This is a genomic window from Thalassolituus hydrocarboniclasticus (assembly GCF_025345565.1).
In the GTDB taxonomy this organism is placed as follows: Bacteria; Pseudomonadota; Gammaproteobacteria; order Pseudomonadales; family Oceanobacteraceae; genus Venatoribacter; species Venatoribacter hydrocarboniclasticus.
The window spans coordinates 2201206-2222873 of record NZ_CP054475.1 but is presented as its reverse complement, the minus strand read 5'-3'; the positions used below and the strand labels follow the sequence as shown (position 1 = coordinate 2222873).

The 21668-nt window shown below is 54.5% G+C and carries 12 protein-coding genes; 8 read left to right on the top strand and 4 right to left on the bottom strand.

Features of this window, described 5'->3' with window-relative positions; all coding sequences use genetic code 11:
* The first annotated feature begins 1 nt into the window (after position 1).
* The 5 genes from HUF19_RS09760 to HUF19_RS09740 all read left to right on the top strand — a co-directional run bounded on the left by HUF19_RS09760 (position 2) and on the right by HUF19_RS09740 (position 8815).
* Positions 2–2806, top strand: coding sequence for an FAD-binding and (Fe-S)-binding domain-containing protein (locus HUF19_RS09760; protein ID WP_260996476.1), 2805 nt, complete (start codon positions 2–4; stop codon positions 2804–2806).
* A gap of 147 nt (positions 2807–2953) precedes the next feature.
* A complete protein-coding gene (locus HUF19_RS09755) occupies positions 2954–4798 on the top strand; it encodes a PAS domain-containing protein (RefSeq protein WP_260996475.1) in 1845 nt (614 codons plus the stop codon).
* A gap of 22 nt (positions 4799–4820) precedes the next feature.
* A complete protein-coding gene (locus HUF19_RS09750) occupies positions 4821–7220 on the top strand; it encodes a two-component system response regulator (RefSeq protein WP_260996474.1) in 2400 nt (799 codons plus the stop codon).
* 111 nt (positions 7221–7331) lie between these two features.
* A complete protein-coding gene (locus HUF19_RS09745; RefSeq protein ID WP_260996473.1) occupies positions 7332–8255 on the top strand; it encodes a Dyp-type peroxidase in 924 nt (307 codons plus the stop codon).
* A gap of 23 nt (positions 8256–8278) precedes the next feature.
* Complete coding sequence (locus HUF19_RS09740) at positions 8279–8815, top strand: isochorismatase family protein (RefSeq protein WP_260976411.1); 537 nt, start codon at positions 8279–8281, stop codon at positions 8813–8815.
* 88 nt (positions 8816–8903) lie between these two features.
* Here HUF19_RS09740 and lon read toward each other — a convergent pair whose 3' ends face one another.
* Positions 8904–11285 carry an endopeptidase La gene (gene lon / locus HUF19_RS09735; RefSeq protein ID WP_260996472.1) on the bottom strand — a complete coding sequence of 794 codons (2382 nt, stop codon included), beginning with the start codon at positions 11283–11285 and terminating at the stop codon, positions 8904–8906.
* Positions 11286–11485: 200 nt separating this feature from the next.
* Between lon and HUF19_RS09730 the strand changes: the two genes are divergently transcribed.
* Both HUF19_RS09730 and HUF19_RS09725 read left to right on the top strand, forming a co-directional pair.
* Positions 11486–12700, top strand: a complete 1215-nt coding sequence (locus HUF19_RS09730; protein WP_260996471.1) for a YeiH family protein — start codon at positions 11486–11488, stop codon at positions 12698–12700.
* Positions 12701–12946: 246 nt separating this feature from the next.
* Positions 12947–14305, top strand: coding sequence for a TrpB-like pyridoxal phosphate-dependent enzyme (locus tag HUF19_RS09725; RefSeq protein ID WP_260996470.1), 1359 nt, complete (start codon positions 12947–12949; stop codon positions 14303–14305).
* A gap of 102 nt (positions 14306–14407) precedes the next feature.
* Here HUF19_RS09725 and HUF19_RS09720 read toward each other — a convergent pair whose 3' ends face one another.
* The 3 genes from HUF19_RS09720 to HUF19_RS09710 form a co-directional block, all read right to left on the bottom strand.
* Positions 14408–16684: a DUF6351 family protein gene (locus tag HUF19_RS09720; protein ID WP_260996469.1), complete on the bottom strand. Its 2277-nt coding sequence runs from the start codon at positions 16682–16684 to the stop codon at positions 14408–14410.
* Between the two features lie 138 nt (positions 16685–16822).
* On the bottom strand, positions 16823–19135 hold the full coding sequence (locus HUF19_RS09715) for a DUF6351 family protein (protein ID WP_260996468.1): 2313 nt from the start codon (positions 19133–19135) through the stop codon (positions 16823–16825).
* A gap of 186 nt (positions 19136–19321) precedes the next feature.
* Positions 19322–20038, bottom strand: coding sequence for a pseudouridine synthase (locus HUF19_RS09710; protein WP_260996467.1), 717 nt, complete (start codon positions 20036–20038; stop codon positions 19322–19324).
* A gap of 223 nt (positions 20039–20261) precedes the next feature.
* Here HUF19_RS09710 and rimO point away from each other — a divergent pair, with 223 nt between their 5' ends.
* Positions 20262–21605, top strand: a complete 1344-nt coding sequence (rimO, locus tag HUF19_RS09705; protein WP_260996466.1) for a 30S ribosomal protein S12 methylthiotransferase RimO — start codon at positions 20262–20264, stop codon at positions 21603–21605.
* Positions 21606–21668 lie beyond the last annotated feature (63 nt).

The following is a 21668-nucleotide window of genomic DNA, read 5'->3' as shown; positions in this document are numbered from 1 at the left end:
TATGACTGACGCTTTTCATCGTTTTGCCCGGGATCTGGCGCCTTTTATTGCCGATGAACGCATTATTTCCGATCCGTTACGCACCCTGGCCTTTGGTACCGACGCCAGCTTTTATCGCCTGATTCCCAAACTGGTGGTCACGGTTATTAATGAGCAGGAAGTACAGAAGGTACTGGAGCTGGCGCACCAGCATAAAGTGCATTTAACCTTTCGCGCGGCGGGCACCAGTCTGTCCGGTCAGGCCGTGACCGATGGTGTGCTGGTGCGTTTGGGTAATGGCTGGAATAAAGCCGCGGTATTAAATAACGGTGCGCAGTTGCAGGTGGAGCCGGGGGTTATTGGTGCCCGTGCCAATCAGTTGCTGGCGCCTTTTGCGCGTAAAATCGGCCCGGACCCGGCGTCGATCAATACCTGCAAAATTGGCGGAATTATCGCCAATAACGCTTCCGGTATGTGTTGTGGTACGGCGCAGAATTCTTATCAGACACTGGCCTCTATGCGTCTGATTCTGGCCGATGGTACGGTGCTGGATACCGCCGACGAGGCCTCGAAAAATGCCTTCCGCCAAAGCCATGCCAGCCTGTTGCAAAAGCTGGCGGATTTACGCATACAGGTGCTGGAAAATCCGGCGCTACATGAACGCATTGTGAAGAAATTCAGAATTAAGAATACCACCGGCTACAGTCTTAACGCTTTGGTGGATTTTTCTGATCCGATCGATATTATGCAGCACCTCCTGGTGGGCTCAGAAGGCACCCTGGGGTTTGTATCGCAGGTGATTTATCACACGGTCGAAGAGCACGCTTATAAAGCGTCTGCCTTACTGCTGTTTGCCAACATCGAACAGACCAGTAAGGCAGTGACCGCTCTTTCCTCGGCACCGGTCGCGGCGGTTGAATTAATAGACCGCGCAGGGCTGCGTTGCGTTGAAGATAAACCCGGCATGCCGGACTATTTACGCACCCTCGATGAACAGGCTGCCGCCTTGCTGGTGGAAGTACGCGCCGGCAGCGAGGCTGAACTGCAACAGCGCCTGAGCGAAACCACCGCCGCTTTGCAGGCTTTTGATACCCTGCAGCCGAAAACCTTTACCACCGATAAAAACACCTGCCAGCTGTACTGGAATATCCGCAAAGGGTTATTTCCGGCGGTCGGCGCGGTACGTGCCAAAGGCACCACCGTCATTATCGAAGATATTGCCTTTCCGGTTGAGAATCTGGCGCCTGCGGTGCTGGAGTTGCAGGCGCTGTTTAAAAAATACCACTACGACGAGGCCATTATTTTTGGCCACGCGCTGGCCGGTAATCTGCATTTTGTCTTTACCCAGAATTTTACCGATCCGGCGGAAGTCCAGCGTTATGCCGATTTTATGGACGAAGTCTGTGTGCTGGTGGTTGGCCGTTACGATGGCTCGCTCAAAGCGGAACACGGCACCGGACGCAATATGGCGCCCTTTGTTGAGATGGAATGGGGCGGTCAGGCTTATGAGCTGATGTGGGCTATCAAACAGGCCTTTGACCCGGCCGGCCTGTTAAATCCGGATGTGATTTTAACCCGCAACCTGCGCACCCATATTGAGAACTTAAAACCCATTCCTGAAGCGGATGATTTAATTGACCGCTGCATCGAATGCGGCTTTTGCGAGCCGGTTTGCCCGTCACGCAACTTAACCCTGACGCCACGTCAGCGCATTGTGATTATGCGCGAATTAAAGCGTCAGGAGCGTGATGGTAAAAATCCGGCCTATAAAACCCTGCTGGATGATTATCAGTATCAGGGCATTGATACCTGCGCCGCCGATGGTCTGTGCAGCATGGCCTGTCCGGTCGGCATTAATACCGGCGATTTGAGCCGCAAACTGCGCCATGAACGCAATCAAAAACACGCGGGTAAGGCGCAGTGGGTGGCGGAGCATTTTGCCGGCGTGAGCAAAACCAGCCGTGGCGCGCTGCAGTTAATGGATATAACCCGCGATCTGGTTGGTGATGGCGTGATCAGCACCGTGGCGAAAGGGGTGAATACCCTGACGCTGGGGGCCACACCGTTGTGGCACGATGCCATGCCGACCGCCGCCGATAAGCTCAATCCGTGCGAATACGGCGTGAATGAGCTGACTCAGGTGGTGTATTTCCCCAGTTGTGCCAGCCGCACCATGGGGCCGGGAGCCAAAGAGGATGACCAGCGCAGCCTGATGCAGGTAACCCTCGATCTGGCGCAGAAAGCCGGGGTGCATCTGGCCATGCTGCCGGATCAGGACCAGCACTGCTGCGGCATGCCGCTGGAAAGCAAAGGCCATTTTGAGCAGGCCGATGCCATGCGCGCGGCGCTTAATGCGGCGCTGCTGCAAGCCTCCGATAATGGCCGCCTGCCGGTGCTGATTGATACCAGCCCCTGCGTATTCCGCCTGCAACAACAGCTGGATGAGCGTATTCAGTTGCTTGATCCGATCCGCTTTGCCAACCGCTTTCTGGTGCCAAATCTGGATATCCGCCCGACCCATGAGCCGGTGGCGGTGCATATTACCTGCTCAACCACCAAGCAGGGTTTGGGCGAAGAGCTGATTGCGCTGGCGCGGCAATGCTCCACTCAGGTGGTGGTGCCGGCGGATATTACCTGCTGCGGCTTTGCCGGTGATAAGGGCTTTATGCTGCCGGAGCTGAATGCCTCGGCGCTGGCACCACTGAAAGCTCAGGTGGAGCACTGTGTGGAGGGAATCTCGACCAGCCGCACCTGTGAAATTGGCCTCAGCCGCCATGGGGAAATCCCTTACCACTCGCTGTTTTACCTGCTGGACCGGCTTAGCTGAAAGCGCGCCGACGGCCAGAGATGGCTGTCGGCGCGATAAAATAAGGATATTGAGGCGTTATTTTGTAGTTAATGCTGTAATCAGGCCTTATTAAACGCACAGTAATTAGCTAAGCTCAGGGAATCAGGCTCATGAGTGGCGGTGTGTATGGATACAACCCCGATGACGTTCGACAGCAGGGACCTGTCTCTGCTGAGTCTCAAGGCAAGCGCTCTGGATTCATTGCTGGGTCATTCTGACCTGGGGCTTGCCATTCTTGATACCGACCTCCGTTACCGCGCGATTAACCCGACTCTGGCCCGTTTTAACGGGCTGAGCGTTGATGAGCATCTGGGCCGCAGTGTAGGGGAGGTTTTTCCCCATCTGGCTTCCGTCGTCGAACCTCTGCTGCTGACGGTGATCCGCGACGGCAAAGAAATCTCCGATATTGAAGTGCAGGCCGAAACCCCCAGTACCCCGGGTCGCCGTGCTGACTGGCTGGCCACTTACCGCCCGATTATGTCTGCCACCGGCCAGGTATTGGGCGTGCTGGTGATTGCCGTAAATCATACGGTCGAGCTGGAGCTGAAACGTACCAAAGAAGAAGCCGCGACACTGGTGCGTAGTGTGATCGACAGTCTGATGTCCTTTGTCGGCATTATGGAACCCGACGGCACTCTGATTGACGCCAATAAAGCACCGCTGGATGCCGCCGGTATTAAGCTCGAAGATGTGTTGGGTAAAAAATTCTGGGACTGTTTCTGGTGGTCTTACGATCTGCAGGTTCAGCAGCAGTTGCGTGATGCTGTGGCGCTCGCGGTAAAGGGCGAAATCGTCCGTTACGATGTGGTCATCCGTACCGCAGATGACAGCCGTATGATCATCGACTTTATGCTGGCTCCGCTGAAAAATGCTCAGGGCGAAATTGTTTACCTGATACCGTCGGCTATTGATATTACCGCCCGGGTAGCCGGCGAGAATATGCTCAAATACAGTGAAGAACGCTTCCGACGGGTGGTAGAAAGCACTCAGGATGGCCTGATTCTGGTGGACGAAGAAGGCCGCATTCAGTTGGTTAACCGCCGCAGCACGGAAATGTTTGGTTACGACAGTGAGCAGCTGTTGCAGTTGACGGTTGAAGATCTGGTGCCGGACAGCATAAAAGCTGCGCACAGTGATCTGCGTCGTGGGTATTTGCAGGCTCCGCAGGCCAGAGCGATGGCGGCGATGCGGGAGCTGTATGCGCGGCGTCGGGATGGCAGTCTGTTTCCGGTGGAAATTGGCCTGACACCGCTGAATTTCCCGGAAGGACACCGCATTCTGGCCACCATCGTTGATATCTCGGTGCAGAAAAGTATTCAGCAGAATCTTATCCGCAGTCTGAATGAAAAAACCGCCTTACTGAACGAAGTCCACCACCGGGTAAAAAATAATCTTCAGGTGGTTTCCAGTCTGCTCAGTCTGCAGGCGCGCAGCGCGCCGGAAGACGTTCGCAGCTATTTTGACGAAAGCCAGGGGCGGATAAAGGCCATGGCATTAATTCACCAGCTGCTGTACGAGCAGAAAAACTTTGATCGTATCGAAGCGGTTTCTTATATGCGCCGGCTGGGGGATTTGCTGAAACGCAGTTATTTTTCGGCGATGCGCAATGTGCAGCTGGTGATTGAATCTGACCACAAAGAAAGTTATCTGGCCCTGGACATTGCTTTGCCCTTTGGTCTGCTGATTAATGAACTGGTCACTAACGCGATTAAACATGCTTTTCCGGATCACGATGGTGGTGAAATTCGTCTGACGCTGAGTGAGGACGGAGCGAAAAAAGTGTTAATTATTGCCGATAATGGCATTGGCCTGCCGCAGGGGGGCAGGCCCGGAACATCCAATTCTCTCGGATTTCAGCTGATTCCGGGACTGGTCGAGCAGATGCATGCAACGCTGGATGTGCTGGATGCAGAGGGCGCTGTATTTCAACTTATTATTCATGACGCGGGATTGTCAGATGAACAGCCATAATACATCGCACAGCTGTCGGATATTGATAGTAGAAGATGAAAAGGTTACTGCGCTGGATCTTAAACTGACACTGGAAGATCTGGGATATGAAGTGGTGGCTTGTGTCAGCAGTGGGGAGGCTGCCATTGCTGCAGCTACTGAGCAGAATGTCGATCTGATTCTGATGGATATTCATCTGGATACAGCGATGCTGGGCACGGAAGCGGCGAAAATCATCATGCAGAAGACCGGAATCCCGGTGCTGTTTTTATCAGCTTACTCCGATGATCAGACTCTGGATGATGCCAGCGACAGTCTGCCTTACGGTTATATGGTAAAACCCTTTGAAAAACGCGAAGTGGATGCCGCTATCCGTATTGCACTGGCACGCTATAGTGCCGACCTGGAACTGAGACGTTCGGAAGAACGTCTGCGGCTGGCTCTGGAAGCCGCCAGAATGAGTATCTGGGAGTGGACGCCTGATAACGATGAGGATATTCGTTTAAACGTATCGCATACACCTCCACAGCTGATTTCCGAAAGTCTGGATGATTTGCTGGTGAATATTCACCCCGATGACCGTGACAAAATTCATAAACAAATAGGCAGTCATCAGCGCCATCAGCAACCGGTACGTTTCCGCAAACACGAAGGTAATGACTACCGCTGGGTAGAATTATTTGCCAGTCTGTTCCGCTGGGAAAATGGCGACCGGCGTGTCATTGGTGTATTACACGATGTGCACGAACGTTACCTGGCGGATGAGCAGCTGCGCCAGGCCAATGCGGTGTTTAATTCGACTTCGGAAGGCATTCTGATTACCGACGCCCAGCGCCGGGTGTTAAATGTTAACCCGGCATTCAGCCAGATAACCGGCTACACGCAGGCTGATGTGCAGGGTAAAAATCCGGATGAATTTCTTCATGCCCGGCGCCACAGTGACCAGTTTTATCCGCGCCTGATCAATGACGCACAGGGCTACTGGAGTGGAGAAATAGCCTGCCAGCGTAAGAATGGTGAATTCTTTCAGGCCTGGGAGCATGTCTGCACGGTATTAAGTGATGACGGGCAGCTGCAGAATTTTGTCATCACCTTTTCGGATATCAGCGAATTACGCCGTGTTGAAAAAAATCTTGCGACTTTAGCTTATATGGATGCGCTGACCGGTGTAGGCAATCGTGTACGGCTGGAGCAGGTGGTGAGTGATGCACTGGCTGACGGAATTGAAGCACCGGGCAGCGTGGGAATTCTGTATCTCGATCTTGATGGTTTTAAGCTGATTAACGATACCCTGGGTCATTCGGAAGGCGATTTATTACTGCGCGTTATGGCCGATCGTTTTAAACAGACAGTGCGTGATGAAGATACCGTGGTGCGTATCGGTGGGGATGAGTTTGTGATCGTCATCACCAATGCTGAGCAGGAGGATGATCTGAAAGTGGTGGCAGAGAAATTACTGCAGGCAGTACAGCAGCCGGTTTCTCTGAGTCGGGAAAAAGTCGAGGTCTCGGCCAGCATTGGCATTGTGCTGTCACGGCCCTCGGTGCAGGAATATGAAGAGTTATTAAAAGCCGCCGATACGGCACTGTTTGAAGCCAAGCGACAGGGGAAAAACCGCTACTGTATTTATGATTTTGCCCTTGCCATGGAATTTAACGAACGACTGCGCATTGAGCGCAGCCTTAAACAGGCTATTCGTAACGATGAACTGGCGCTTGAATTTCAGCCATTGATCGATTTGCAGACCTCCCGGGTTTATGGCGTGGAGGCACTGTGTCGCTGGTATCACAACGAACTGGGAATGATCCCGCCGGACCGTTTTATTCCGATTGCAGAACAGAGTGATGTGATTGTTGATATCGGCTCCTGGGTTTTGCGCGAAAGTTGCCGTGTGTTACGTGGCTGGATGGACAGTGGTTTGCCGGAGCTGAAAGTGTCTGTCAACGTGTCGGCCCGTCAGCTTACGGACAGTCGCTTTGCTGCATTAGTGAGTAGGGTCCTGACCGAATTCAATATAGCGCCTGAACAGCTCGAGCTGGAAATTACCGAAACCGCGCTGCAGGCAAACGAACAGATACTGCGCCAGCTGGAGCATATCCATAAATCAGGTGTCGGGCTGGCGATTGACGATTTTGGCACGGGCTACTCTTCGCTCAGTCGTCTGAAAGAACTGACTTTTGACCGGGTAAAAATTGACCGTTCTTTTGTACGCGACCTGCCTCACAGCAGCAACGATATTGAGATATGCCGTGCTGTTATGGCGCTTTGTCAGGTGCTCAGTCTGCAGGTTACTGCCGAAGGGGTGGAGAATCACGAGCAGCTCGATATGTTAAGGGAGCTTGGCTGCCACTGTATTCAGGGCTATTTATTCAGCCGGCCTTTACGCCCGGAACTGCTGGCAGACTGGATACGCCAGACGGATATTGCGGCTGTTTTACGCTGAGCGGCGCAATCTGCTGCGCTTCAGCGTACGACCAATCGCCTGCTTAAGAGCATTTCTCCCACAGGCGACGCTTTGTTATAGTGATAATTCACTCTGTCATGGATTATCTCAGTGTCATTGTCAGCTCACGCGTTATCTGCCTTGCCACAGGCAGGCCTGCTGGCCGAGCCCGGTCGCAGTGCTCATTATCTGGAAATGAATTTTAATCCCGGTATCAGTGATGCCGGAATTTGCCGTGCCCTCGACCGTGCCAGGCAGGCACTGCCGGATGTGTATATTGCGCTGGCCTTTGGCGCTACGGCCTGGCAACGGCTGCAGCCCGCCTGGCAACCTGCACAATTACAGCCGTTTAAAGAGATGGTTGGTGAAAATGGCTACACCATGCCAGCAACGCAACGCGATGTGTTTTTCTGGATTCATGGCGAAGATCAGGGTGAGGTGATGAATGCGGTACTGCAGGTGCATGATGCCATGCGCGATGTTGCCGTAACCTTGCTTGATCTAAACGGTTTTAAAAACCGTGAAGCCCGCGATCTGACTGGTTTTGTTGATGGAACCGCCAATCCGAAAGGCGATAAACGTCTGGATGCTGCGGTTATTCCCGAAGGTGAAGCCGGTGCTGGTGGTTCCTATGTGCTGTCGCAGAAATGGCGGCATCATCTGCAGGCGTTTAATCAGCTCAGTGTGCACGAGCAGGAACAGGTAATCGGTCGTACCAAGCAGGATAATGTGGAACTGGAAGGTGATGCGATGCCACCGACCTCTCACGTCAGCCGGACCGATGTCAAAATTGATGGCGTTGGCCAGAAAATCTATCGCCGCAGTACCCCTTATGGCGGTGCCGAAGAGCATGGCCTGTATTTCCTCGCCTTTGCCTGCAACCTGCGCCGTATCAGCGTACAGCTTGAACGTATGCTGGGGAACAGTGGCGATGGTTACAGTGATCATCTGATGAAATACTCGACGGCCTTGACCGGTGCTTACTGGTTTATGCCATCACAGTCTGATCTTGATGCAGTACTCGTCCAGGGCTGAGCAGCCTTAACAGGAGGTATCCCATGCTGAATAAAGAAACAACCGGTTTAATGATCGTTGATGTGCAGGGTAAGTTATCTGAACAAATGCATGAGAGCAGTGCATTATTTGCTCAGTTGCGGCTGTTGATTCAGGGGGCCAATTTGCTGGAATTGCCCATTATCTGGATGGAACAGCTACCGGATAAGCTGGGTACAACACGTCCGGAACTGCGCGAAGTGTTGCCGGGAGAGGCGCTGGTTAAATCAACCTTCAGTGGCATGCAGGAACCGACCATCGCCAAAGCGGTAAAAGAGCAGAAAATCAGCCAGTGGCTGGTGGCCGGGCTGGAAGCCCATGTCTGTGTTTATCAGACGGTCGGAGATTTATTAGCGCAGAAGTACGGCGTGCATCTGGTCACCGATGGCGTCAGTTCACGTACGCAGGCCAATAAAGAACTGGCCATCCGTAAAATGCACAGCATGGGAGCGCAGTTAACATCCGTCGAAATGGCGTTGTTTGAATTGCAGAAACAGGCTGAAGGCCCGGTGTTTAAACAGCTGATTCAGCTGATTAAATAACGAATAAACAGCAAAAAATTATCGCGGGCCATGCCCGCGAACCGAAATGCCCTGTTGTAAAATCTTGCTGATTTAACGTTTCTCTGTTTTAACCAAACACAACCTCAAATACATCGGCATATTTTTCAGCAAAGTGCGCGGTCATGCCCTTACGGATATGTTCCGGTAACTCTTCATAATCGCGGCGGTTGGCCTCTGGTAAAATCACTTCCATGATTTTAGAGCGCCGCGCGGCAATCACTTTTTCGCGTATTCCCCCAACCGGTAATACCTGACCGGTGAGGGTTAACTCTCCGGTCATGGCCAGATGGCGTTTTATGCGTTTATTCAGCATTAACGACATTAATGCCGTGGTCATGGTAACCCCGGCGCTGGGGCCGTCTTTCGGTGTTGCACCTTCCGGTACGTGCAGATGCAGGAAGCGGGAATTAAAGAATTCCGGGTCGCCACCAAAGTCAGCCGCATGGCCTGCGGTATAGCTGTAGGCAATTTCGGCGGACTCTTTCATCACATCGCCAAGCTTACCGGTGAGTTTAAAGCCACGGTTCTGCTGGTGCACAACGGCGGCTTCAATGGGCAGTGTTGCGCCTCCCATCGAAGTCCAGGCCAGACCGGTTACGACGCCGACACCGCTTAAAATACGTTCGGCGCGGAAGGCCGGAGCGCCGAGGTAGTCACTCAGGTCTTTATTGGTTACTGAGATCTTAGCCTTGGGGTTTTCCAGTAATTTAACCACGGCTTTACGTGCAATCTGTTGCAGCAGCTTTTCCAGATTACGCACGCCGGATTCACGGGCATACCCTTCAATAATGCTTTTCAGCGTACTGTCACTGATTTTGACCTGAGATTTTTTCAGGCCATGGCGCTCCAGTACCCGTGGCCATAAATGGCTCTTGGCAATGGCGAGTTTTTCTTCGGCGATATAACCCGATAAGCGGATGGTATCCATACGGTCAAGCAGTGGCGCCGGAATGGTGTCCAGCTGGTTGGCGGTACAGATAAACAGCACTTTGGATAAATCCACGCGCAGATCGAGGTAATGGTCGAGGAATTCTTTATTCTGCTCAGGGTCCAGTACTTCCAGCAGGGCAGAGGCCGGGTCACCCTGATACGAGGCGCCGAGTTTGTCGATTTCATCCAGCATAATCACCGGGTTAGCCACTTCGACATCTTTTAAGGCCTGAATTAATTTACCCGGCAAAGCACCGATATAGGTGCGGCGGTGGCCTTTGATTTCGGCTTCATCGCGCATGCCGCCGACGCTGAAGCGATAAAACTTCCGCCCCAGCGCGTCGGCCACCGAACGGCCAATAGAGGTCTTACCCACTCCCGGTGGGCCTGCCAGCAACATAATGGAGCCGGATATTTCCTGCTTAAACGTACCAACCGCCAGAAATTCCATAATGCGCTGTTTAACGTCATCCAGTCCGGCGTGGTGCGCATCCAGCACTTCGCGGGCGTGGCTCAGATCGAACGCATCGGTGGAATATACACCCCAGGGCACCGACGTTGCCCAGTCGAGATAATTACGGGTCACGCTGTATTCCGGCGAGCCGGTCTCCAGCATTTTCAGTTTGTGCAGTTCTTCATCGATGCGTTTGCGTGCTGCGGCCGGAATGTCTTTGCCTTCCAGCCGTTGTACAAACTCATCGATTTCAGCGGTTTTATCATCCTTGGCCAGACCCAGTTCTTTCTGAATGGTTTTCAGCTGCTCTTTCAGGAAAAAATCGCGCTGATGTTTGCTGATGTTGTCGTTTACGGTTTTGTTAATCTCAACCTGTAAGCGTGCAACCTCGACTTCTTTTTTCAGCAGCACCAGGGTTTTTTCCATACGCTTCTGCAGCGGCAGAGTCGCCAGTACATCCTGCAGGGCTTTGCCTTCGGCGGTGGTGATGGCCGCAGCAAAATCGGTCAGCGGGGAAGGGTCATTAGGACTGAAATGATTGAGGTAGTTTTTCAGTTCTTCTGAGTACAGCGGATTAATCGCCACCAGTTCTTTAATGGCGTTAATGATGGCCATGGCGTAGGCCTTGATCTCATCGGTGAAATCCGTGCTGCGCTGCGGATACACTACCCGGGCCTGTAACGGTGGTGTATGGCTCAGCCACTCACGGATCCGGAAGCGGCGGATGCCCTGGGCGATGAACTGAATACGGCCATCTTCGGCGTGAATCCGGTGGATGCGGGCAACGCAGCCTATTTCCGGGATGCGTTCGCTGGCCGGTATCTCATCCATGGCTTTGTCATCGACAAAAGCAAGCCCCAGCAGTTTGTGCTGTGAATCGGCAACCTGCTTCAGGGTTTCTCCCCATATCTTTTCGTCAACAATCACCGGCTGCACCTGAGCCGGAAAAAACGGGCGGCCATTCACCGGCAGAATATGCAGGGTTTCCGGTAATAGATCATCGGCCAGCGCGAGTGCGCCTGCGCCTTCTTCTCTGCTGATAAATTCGTGATTCTCGTCGCTCATATCAAACCTTAACTGTTCGGCTTATGGAGCAAATGTGGGGGAGCAGTGTGGCTTTTCAAGGCTGAGTGATACAACGATTGTGTATGTTGATGCCTTTGTTCGGTAAAACAGGATAGTTAATGCTGAATTATCGGTTTCTCAGAATTGAATTGCTTGCATAAGCTTATGCAAATACGAAATAAGCAAGGCAGGACCGAGAGATGAGAACAGATGACATGCCACTGGCGGCTGCAGCCAGACGTTTTCCGCGCATTGACGGCGTTACCGCAAATATGGGGCACTGGCAGGGAGCGTTGCCCACCCTGGTGCTTATTCTGGTTCTGGCGCTGGTATGTCAGTGGCTGGCAGGGTTGCCGCAACTGAAGCACTGGGGTATAGGCAGTCTGCCACTGAGTATTCTGCTGGGCATACTGATTGCCAGTACGCTGGCGCCGCGCTTTCTGGGCAACGCCACTCAGGAATATGGCAAAGGGGGACTGAGAGTTCGCCGTTTCAGTCAGCAGGTATTGCTGAAAGCAGGTATCGTCCTGTTTGGTTTTCAGCTGACCCTGGACCAGTTGTGGGGTGTGGGCTGGCAGGCGTTGCTGGTGGATGTTGTCACCATTGCTGCGGTACTGAGCCTGGGCATCTGGCTTGGGCAGCGCTGGCTGAAACTGCCGCTGCGCCTGAGCATTCTGATTGCGATTGGCAGTGCGGTCTGTGGTGCGGCGGCCATTATGGCTACGGCTCCGCTGTTAGCTGAACGAAGCGCCGCAGGCCGTGGCGGAAACACAGCGCCTGACGCAGATGCCGCTACAGACAACCAGGCAGACGATCCGGCAGACAACGCCGAGCAGCAGCTGGCGATAGCCGTCGCGCTGGTCGCGTTATTCGGTACCTTAAGTGTGCTGTTGTATCCGTACCTCTGTCAGTGGTTCGGGCTGGACAGCAACAGCGCCGGCCTGTACATCGGCAGTACCGTTCATGAAGTCGCTCAGGCGGTGGCTGCAACCGATGTTCTTGATCCGGCTACACAGCAGAACGCATTGATTGTGAAGCTGTTACGGGTGGCACTGCTGGCACCGACCTTATTACTGCTTGGGCAGTGGTTGTTGCGCCGGCCTGTAGCGGATACGGATAAGAACCTTCAGCCGCAGACTGCTGCCGCGCCAAAACGGCTGCCGGTTCCCGGATTTGTGCTGGGCTTTGTTGCGGTGATTGTGCTTAACAGCGTGCTGCCATTGCCGCTCTGGCTGACGGAGCTGGCCGCAAAAGCTTCTGTCTGGTGTCTGATGCTGGCGATGGTGGCTCTGGGGCTGAATACCCGCTGGCAGGGTATGGTGGCGGCCGGTATGAAACCCGTGTTGCTTGGGCTGATTCTCTGGTTAGTGCTGCTGTTTGGCGGTGGCTGGCTGAATGCGCTGCTGGTGGTTTAGCCGGGTTGATGCCCGGCTGGTGTCAGCAACTGAGGTGAATGGCAGGCTATGAACCGGGTTCTGGCCTGCGTTGCGTCATTGAGACCGGAGCGGTAATCCGCTAGAGTCCGCGTTTTCCTGAGTTTTTTGTCAGGCTGTGGTTTTTCCCGCGCCTGCGCGCCTCTGACAAAAATCTTGTTCATCGCTAACCGGTCGTACTTATCTGATGAGTGCAGGCCCAGAGATATACATCCAGAGACAAGAATAATGAAACAAACCAAAATTCTGTTGCCGGAAACCGAGATTCCGAAGCACTGGTACAACGTGGTCGCCGACCTGAAGAATCCTCCGGCGCCGCCTATGGGCCCGGACGGTATGCCGATGGACCCATCGGCTATGTCAGCCATTTTTGCTGACAACATCATTGAGCAGGAAGTGTCTGCCCAGCGCTGGATCGAAATTCCGGAGCCGGTGCGTGAGATTTACCAGCAATGGCGTCCGACGCCGATGTTCCGCGCTCATCGTCTGGAAGAAGCGCTGGGAACACCGTGCAAGATTTACTACAAGTACGAAGGGGTGAGTGCGGCCGGTTCGCACAAACTGAACTCAGCGATTCCGCAGGCGTACTACAACAAGGTTGCCGGTATTAACCGCCTGACCACCGAAACCGGTGCGGGCCAATGGGGCTCGTCGCTGTCCCTGGCCGGCCAGATGTTCGGCATCGATGTGCGTGTTTATATGGTTAAGGTGAGCTACAACCAGAAGCCATTCCGCCGTTCGATGATGCAGACCTGGGGTGGTGAGGTGCTGGCCAGCCCGACCAATCTGACCGAAACCGGTCGTCGTATTCTGGCCGAAGATCCGGATAACCAGGGTTCACTGGGTATCGCGATTTCTGAAGCGGTCGAAGAAGCGGCAAGCCGCGCTGACACCAAATACTCGCTGGGTTCGGTACTGAACCACGTTCTGCTGCACCAGACTGTGATTGGTCTGGAAGCGAAGAAGCAGTTTGAAATGGTCGGCGATTACCCGGATATGATCTTCGCGCCTTGTGGCGGTGGTTCTAACTTCGGTGGTGTGGCCTTCCCGTTCTACGCCGACGAAGCGGCGGGCGGCAAGAAGGTGCGTCTGGTGGCGGTTGAACCAAGCTCCTGCCCGAGTCTGACCAAGGGGCATTACGCCTACGACTTCGGTGATACCGAAGGTTTAACTCCAATGACATTGCAGTACACTCTGGGCCATGACTTTATGCCGCCGGGCATCCATGCCGGTGGCCTGCGTTACCACGGTGCCTCGGCGCTGGTCTCGCAGATGTACCATGAGAAGCTGATTGAAGCCGTATCTGTACCGCAGATCGCGACCTTTGAGGCTGGTGTGCAGTTTGCCCGCGCTGAAGGCATTATTCCTGCACCGGAATCCAATCACGCCATCCGTGCCTGTATCGATGAAGCCCTGCGCTGCAAAGAATCCGGCGAAGCCAAAACCCTGTTCTTTAACCTGTCAGGTCATGGCCACTTCGATATGGTGTCGTACGACAAGTACTTCACGCAGCAGCTGGAAGACTACGAATACCCGCAGTCGGAAATCGATGCTGCGCTGGAGCGTCTGCCGAAGGTTAAAGCCTGATTTTTTCTGATCGGTTTTAGCAACAACAGATAAAAACGGCAGATAAAAAACGCCGCGTCTGACTATCAGGCGCGGCGTTTTTTTATGAGTACTTAAACGCTGTTACCAGCTTTTAGCCATATCACCTTTGCGGTAATCACACACACCTTCAGGGAATATAGCTTCCAGTTGCGCCCTGTAGGGGCGGGCATCCAGCGGCGCATAAATTCCGGATTCGATGGCTTCCTCCACGCTGACCCGGTGGCAGAACAATACGCTGGCTGTACTGTGATCACCGGCGGCCTGACGGCTGCTCTGAAAAAACGGATATTGCTGCGTACAGACACCTTCGTTTTTGCCGTTCCAGGTTCCGTCCCAGACGCCGTCTCCGCGGGCGATGAGATTGCCGTTATCATCCAGACAGCGGTCGCTGGCAAACTCAGGCATCTCATTTTCCTGTACGTCTCCTGCTGCACGGGCATCCAGCCAGCGCACCATGGCTGCAAAGGCATCCCAGCGTGCATCGTATTGTGCACCGCTGATCCAGATACTCTGGTTAGGGTTTTTACCCTGATTAAACGCCAGAATTCTTGCCCGGCTGGAAAGGGCAGCCCAGCTGTGATGAATATCCAGAACCGGATCTTTATACGGGCGCACATCAATCAGCGGAATATCCAGCTTGCCGAGAAACACATTGCCCGACTGATACGCACCTTTGGCGGCGGCTAAGCTGCCGGGAATGCGCGCTGCCGGTTTTTCTGCCTGACCGTTATGGCTCATATTCTGTTCACCATACGGACTGAATTTGCGCAGGGAATCATCGCCACTGATCAGCCAGTAATGTTCCGGCTGCATATCTTTTTGCGCCTTCCAGCTGCCGACTTTGGCATTCAGATCAAGAAATTGTGCGGCGCTGATATCGCCTTTTTTCCAGGCATTCAAACCGTATTGCACACCGACATTGCTGGCCGGTACTTCGGCGCGGCCAAAGCGGTCGGTACCGTAAAAGTCGCGGTTATCCTGCCAGTGGGTCCAGAAGTTTTCACGGTTTACCTGTTCGCTGTAACGCGGGTAATGGCTGTTAAACCTTGGGTTGTTGACCAGCTGGGCAGAACCGCGCCAGCTGTAGCTGCATTCGGTGGCACCCTGATGAACCGGCGGCTTTTCCAGCCGTAACACGCTTGCGATATCGGCAAGAATATCCAGTCGCGGTTTGAATCCGGTGTTGTAGGCCAGCCCTTCAATCCAGCTGCGGCGTTCGGCCTTCTGCCAGAAAGTACGGTCAGCAGATAAATGGTCAAAATAATATTCCAGCAGCTCGCAATCGAGGCCGTAGGTAATCTGCGTCACCATATCCGGGTAGGGAATAATCGCCACGCCGCCGTCGATAATGCGTTGCTGTTTGCCCTGTTCGTTATCCACCTGCGGGTGATTCTGGCTGATTAAATATTGCTGCAGGCCGCCACCGGAGTCGCCCATGCCAATGGTGTATTGCGGCTCGCCAAAGCGCGCAATAAATTGCTGTTTAACCCGCGCGGCGGTGTCTTCCTGCAGCCAGATATTGTAGTGGTTGTCAGTTTCTGTGCCGGTGGAATAGAGCACCGCATAGCCTTGCTCCAGCGCCGGGCGCATATCTTTTAACAGGCGTTTAAAGCGCGCCTGACCCTGCTGAAAACCAATGCCAATAGCACCTTTGAAATGATAAATGGCCTTGCCGTTCCAGCGTGATACATCCGGCTGGTCGCGCTGGTCGTTATGGCTGGTGGGCATCAGCAGTACATAAATAAAGCGGTTAATGGTGCCGCTTTCGGCCCTGATTAACAGTTCTTCATTATCGGCGGCCGGGGGGAGTTGTTCGTCGCTGCGGAAAAACTGGCCGTCACGGTAGCCAAGATAGTGCAGTCTGGTCGGCATTCCGCAGTCCTGGCTGTAACCGACAACATTGCCGCTTTTATCGCTGACGGCGGTGCCATAGCCGAGCTGATTATCAACCAGTGGCTGGCCCAGCTCAGAATCCAGCGTCTGGCACATAAAAGGGTATTGTTTAGGGCCGGCAAACAAGGCTTCAGCCGGGCCGGTTTGCCCCCAGTTGATGGGAAAAGGAAAGCTTTCTGCCGGGCGGATCAGATCTTTCGGATGAGCACCGTGATAGGCCGGCCAGTTGGCTATTTTGGTTCCCGGAGGTGTGCTCAGTACCGGTGGTTCAGCCGGATTCAGATCCAGCTTGTCGCTGACATAAGCGAGCGCCCAGTACCAGCCGGCGGTTACCAGCAGTGTGATCAGAAGCCCCAGAATCAGCAGGATTTTCAGGAAGCGTGGCAAGGCGAAAGCCTGTTGCTGGCGCCGTTTTGGCGTTGGGGAAACAGTTTGAATCGGGCGGGTAATAAGCGGCGTGCGCATCGTTATATCCTTATCGTGCTTATCCTGATTGCACATTCTGTTGTGTCAGGTTCGGATGCTCAGCCCTGGGCTGTAAGCTGACGCTTCAGAAGAAAGTGCTGCAGCGAGGATAAAGCGCTGCGGCGGGAATGCAAACGGTCATTTCTGCACTGACGGGCTGCGAACATCAGCGGAATCCGTCAGCGTATGCTGCGTGGTGCTCGCCTTCAGGGTATCGAGCAACTGTGTCAGGCCCGGAGGCTGGGCCTGATCCGGCTGGCGGTAGTCACAGACTCCGTTGGGGAAAATGGTTTGTAATTGTTGCAGGTAGGGGGAGGCGTCGATATCGCCGTAAAAACCTTCGACGATTGCCTGCTCAACCGGAATCAACGCACACTGAAAGGTATTGCCGGCAATGGACTCTCCGGCAATCTGACGGCTGCCCTGATGGAAAGGCATCAGTCGCGTGCAGTTGCCGTCGGGTTGCTGGTTCCAGCGCCCATCCCAGACCTGTTCCCCTTCGTAGATAACGTCGCCTTCACTGCTCAGGCAGCGGTCGGTGGCTGCCGGTGGCCTTGCGCTGATCAGGTCACCGTTGCTGAGGGCTGCGCGGGTAAGCCACTGATCCATCACGGCGATGGCATCCCACATCGGGTTGTAGGGTTTTTGTGAAACCCAGATCGGTTGCAGGCGGATATCCGTACCGGCATCCAGCAACCGCTGACGGGTCGATAAGGCCGCCCAGGTATGGTGGATATTCAGCTCATGGTCGAGGTACATACGCACATCCATCACCGGAATACGCAGTTTGCCCATAAATACATTACCCGACTGATAAGCCGCCGTTGCGGCCGCGCTGTTGCCGCTAAAGCGTGGGGCTGCCTGTTCCGGAGATGAGCTGACGACACCGTGGTGGGTCATATTGTGCTCGCCGTAGGGGGTAAAACGATACAGGCGCGAATCGCCGCTGACGTGCCAGTAGCGTTCTTCTGTCATGTCTTCTGCTGGCTGCCAGGAGCCTACGCGGCGGTTCAGCTCCAGAAATTGCGCCATGCTGATGGTGTCGTTTTTCAGCGCCTGCAGACCATATTGCACGCCGTCGTTACTCCAGGGCGAAGGTGCACGGCCGTCTTTATCGGTGCCGTAAATATCACGGTTGTCCTGCCAGTGGGTCCAGTAGGTGCGTTCCCGCACCGCACGGGCAAAACGGTGGTAATCGCTGTGAAAATGCGGGTTGTTCACCAGAGGCACCGAACCGCGCCAGCCGCTGTTACATTCGGATGCCGGTGGCGTTGGGTCTGGCCATTCCAGCCGCAGCAACTGGGCAATATCGGTGAGCCAGCTGAGGCGCGGCTGGCGCCCGTTACTGACGCTTAACCCCAGTATCGCCTGGCGATGTGCCGGGTTGCGCCAGAAATCCCGGTCGCTGGCCAGATGATCGAAATAGTATTCGAGCAATTCGCAGTCGAGGGTGTAGTGAATCTGGGTGACCATATCCGGGTAGGCAATCAGGGCAACACCGCCGTCGATAATGCCGGGCTGATTCTGGGCAAACAGATTCTGCTGCAGGCCACCGCCGGAGCCACCGATGCCGATGGTAAAAGCCGGTTCACCATAACGGGCGACAAACTGACGTTTTACCCGTAGAGCGGTGTCTTCCTGCAGGCGGATGTTGTAGGTGTTGTCGGTTTCGTTAGCGGTAGAAAAAGCCACGGCATAGCCCTGTTCCAGTGCTTTGCGCATATCGCGGGTCAGACGCTGCAGACTGAGTTTGCCCTGCTGGAAACCAATGCTGATGCCGCCGCGGAAGTAATAAATCAGCTTGCCGTTCCAGCGTGACAGGTCGGGTTTGGTGAGCTGGTCGGCGCGGCTGGTGGGCAGCAGCAGAACGTACATAAAACGGTTGATGGTGCCGCTTTCGGCACGGACCAGCAGCTGATGATCGTCGGGCACCGGATCTATGTTGTCATCGACGCGTCTTGGGAAGGTTTCCTGCTGATTGCGGTAATACAGGTAATGCACCCGGGTGGGGAGCGAGCAGTCTTTGCTGTAGCCGATGACATACTGCGAACGCTGACCTTTCAGGGTTTCAGCGTACACCGGGATACCCCAGCCGCGGGTATTGTCGATCAACGGCTGGCCCAGATGGGATTCTTCGGTCTGACATAAAAACGGATACTGATTCGGCCCGGCAAATAACGGTTCGTCGGGACCGGTGGCGCCAAACTCAATAGGAAACGCAAAGGTTTCGGCCGGACGCTCACTCAGGGCCGGATGCGGGCCGTTATAAGGCGGCATATTGGCCAGCCGGCTCCCCGGAGGTAAACCCACAACCTGGGGGAAGTTGGAGTCCAGTCCGGCCTCGTGACGCAGTTGCAGGTAATAGTGATAAGCAATGCCGGCGCTGCCGGTCAGCAACAGAACAATCACCAGCAGCATTATGTTTATTTTGGCGCGGTTCAGTTTGGGCATGGCGTGCTCCTTATACTTCCAGTCTAGAAGCTGGTAGCGGGAGCTGAGTTACATTTTGTAGTTTTGCTTGTCGTTTCCGGGCATCGTTCAGTGCTGGCCGGGCTGCCAGAACCAGAGTCAATCCGGCTGCAGGCAGCGCCCGGCGCGGGCTTCACGCGGTTACAAAAGGGATGCTTAAAGGTATTGTTATGCCTGTTTTGAACCACCGGCGAGCAGGGCAATTTCCTCTTCTGTCAGGTCGCGGAACTCTCCCACCGGCAGGTTCGGGTCGAGCACAAACTCACCCACCTGCTCACGATGCAGGCGCTCCACATGATTACCCATGGCGGCAAACATGCGCCGAACCTGATGGTAACGGCCTTCGTGGATGGTCAGCAGTACTTCACGGTCGCTGATGCGTTGCAGCTGAGCTGGTTTGGTCGGCACCGGGTCGTCGTCGAGCAGAATACCGCGCTCACAGCGTTGCTCGGCGTCGGCGCACAGGTCTTCGGCCAGCCAGGCACGGTACACTTTCGGCTGGTGGTGACGCGGTGAGGTTAAATGGTGCGACCACTGGCCATCGTCGGTGATCAGCAGCAGGCCGGTGGTGTCCAGATCGAGACGGCCAACGGTGTGCATATCCAGCCGGTTGGTAATGCCTTTGAGTAAATCAAACACCAGCGGGTGAGCGCTGCCGCGGTTGGCGCAGACATAACCGGCGGGCTTGTGCAGCAGAATATAGCGGTAGCCTGTCTGCAGAATTAAGCGTTCGCCATCGAGGGTGATTTCATCATTGTCAGCCACTTTGGCGGATGCGCTTTTGGGTTTGACGCCATTGACCAGTACACGGCCGGATTTAACGGCTTTGGTGGCGAGGGAACGGGTCAGGTCGGTGGTATCGGCTAGGAATTTATCGAGGCGCATAAAACTACAGATGGCTTGAAGAAGATGGCGGCGATTCTAACATGCCGGCGGGTTGGCCGTCCGCTTACGGCCGGCCTGCCTTTCTGCGCCGTTACCATGACGGCAGCGCCCGAACTCTGTACAATCCGCGCCAATTCTGTTTCCGGTACGCTGCCTTGCGCCGTTACAACCAACGGCGGAGCGATAAACGAGGGTGGCGGCCTTATTCCGTGAGGTTTGTGTTATGTCCGATGGCAAATTGTCTTCCGGCAAAGTCGGTTTTGTATCTCTTGGCTGCCCCAAAGCGCTGGTGGATTCTGAAAAGATCCTGACCCAGCTGAAAATGGATGGCTACGAAGTCGTCAACAGCTACGACAACGCCGACGTGGTGGTGGTGAATACCTGTGGTTTTATTGATGCCGCCAAGCAGGAGTCGCTGGATGCCATTCGCGAGGCCATGACCGAAAACGGCAAGGTGATCGTGACCGGCTGCATGGGTAAGGGCAAAGATGCCGAGACCATCAAAGAGCTGAACCCCGGCATTCTGGCTGTTACCGGCCCGCAGGCCTATGAAGAAGTGATGACCGCTGTACACGAGTGGGTGCCGCCGGTTTCACAGGAACATAACCCCTTTACCGATCTGGTGCCGCCGCAGGGTGTGAAGCTGACTCCGCGTCATTACTCTTACCTGAAGATTTCCGAAGGCTGTAACCACAGCTGTACCTTCTGCATTATCCCGGATATGCGCGGCAAGCATGTCAGCCGTCCGATCGGTGATGTACTGGACGAAGCCAAGCGTCTGGTGGCGGCGGGTACCCGTGAGCTGCTGGTGATTTCGCAGGACACCTCGGCGTATGGCGTCGATCTGAAATACCGTACCGGTTTCTGGGACGGTAAGCCGGTTAAAACCAAGCTCTACGATCTGTGCAAAGAGCTGGGTGAACTGGGTGCCTGGGTACGTCTGCACTATGTGTACCCATACCCAAGTGTCGATGACATTATGCCTTTGATGGCCGAAGGCAAAATCCTGCCGTATCTGGATATCCCGTTTCAGCACGCCAGTCCGCGTATTCTGAAACTGATGAAGCGTCCGGCCCATGCTGAGAACACGCTGGAGCGTATCCATAAATGGCGCGCCCAGGTGCCGGATCTGGTGATCCGTTCCACCTTTGTGGTCGGCTTCCCCGGTGAAACCGAAGAAGACTTCCAGATGCTGCTTGACTGGCTGGAAGAAGCGGAGCTCGACCGCGTAGGCTGCTTTAAATACAGTCCGGTGGAAGGTGCGAAGGCCAACGATCTGCCGGACCATGTGCCGGAAGAAATCCAGCAGGAGCGTTTCGACCGCTTTATGCAGGCACAGCAGGCCATCAGTGCGCGTAAGCTGCAGCGTAAAATCGGCAGCCGCATGACGGTCATCATTGATGAAGTGGACGAAGAGGGTGCGGTTGCCCGTTCTGCCGCCGATGCGCCGAACATTGACGGTATGGTGTATCTGAACGATTTCTTCGATTGCCAGCCGGGCGATTTTGTTGAGGTTGAAATCGAGCACGCCGACGAATATGACCTGTGGGCATCACCGGTCGCCTGATTTTGGCCTGAGTGTATGGCAATTCTATAGAGTCCCTTTTTAGGGACTTTATTTTGCCTTTTT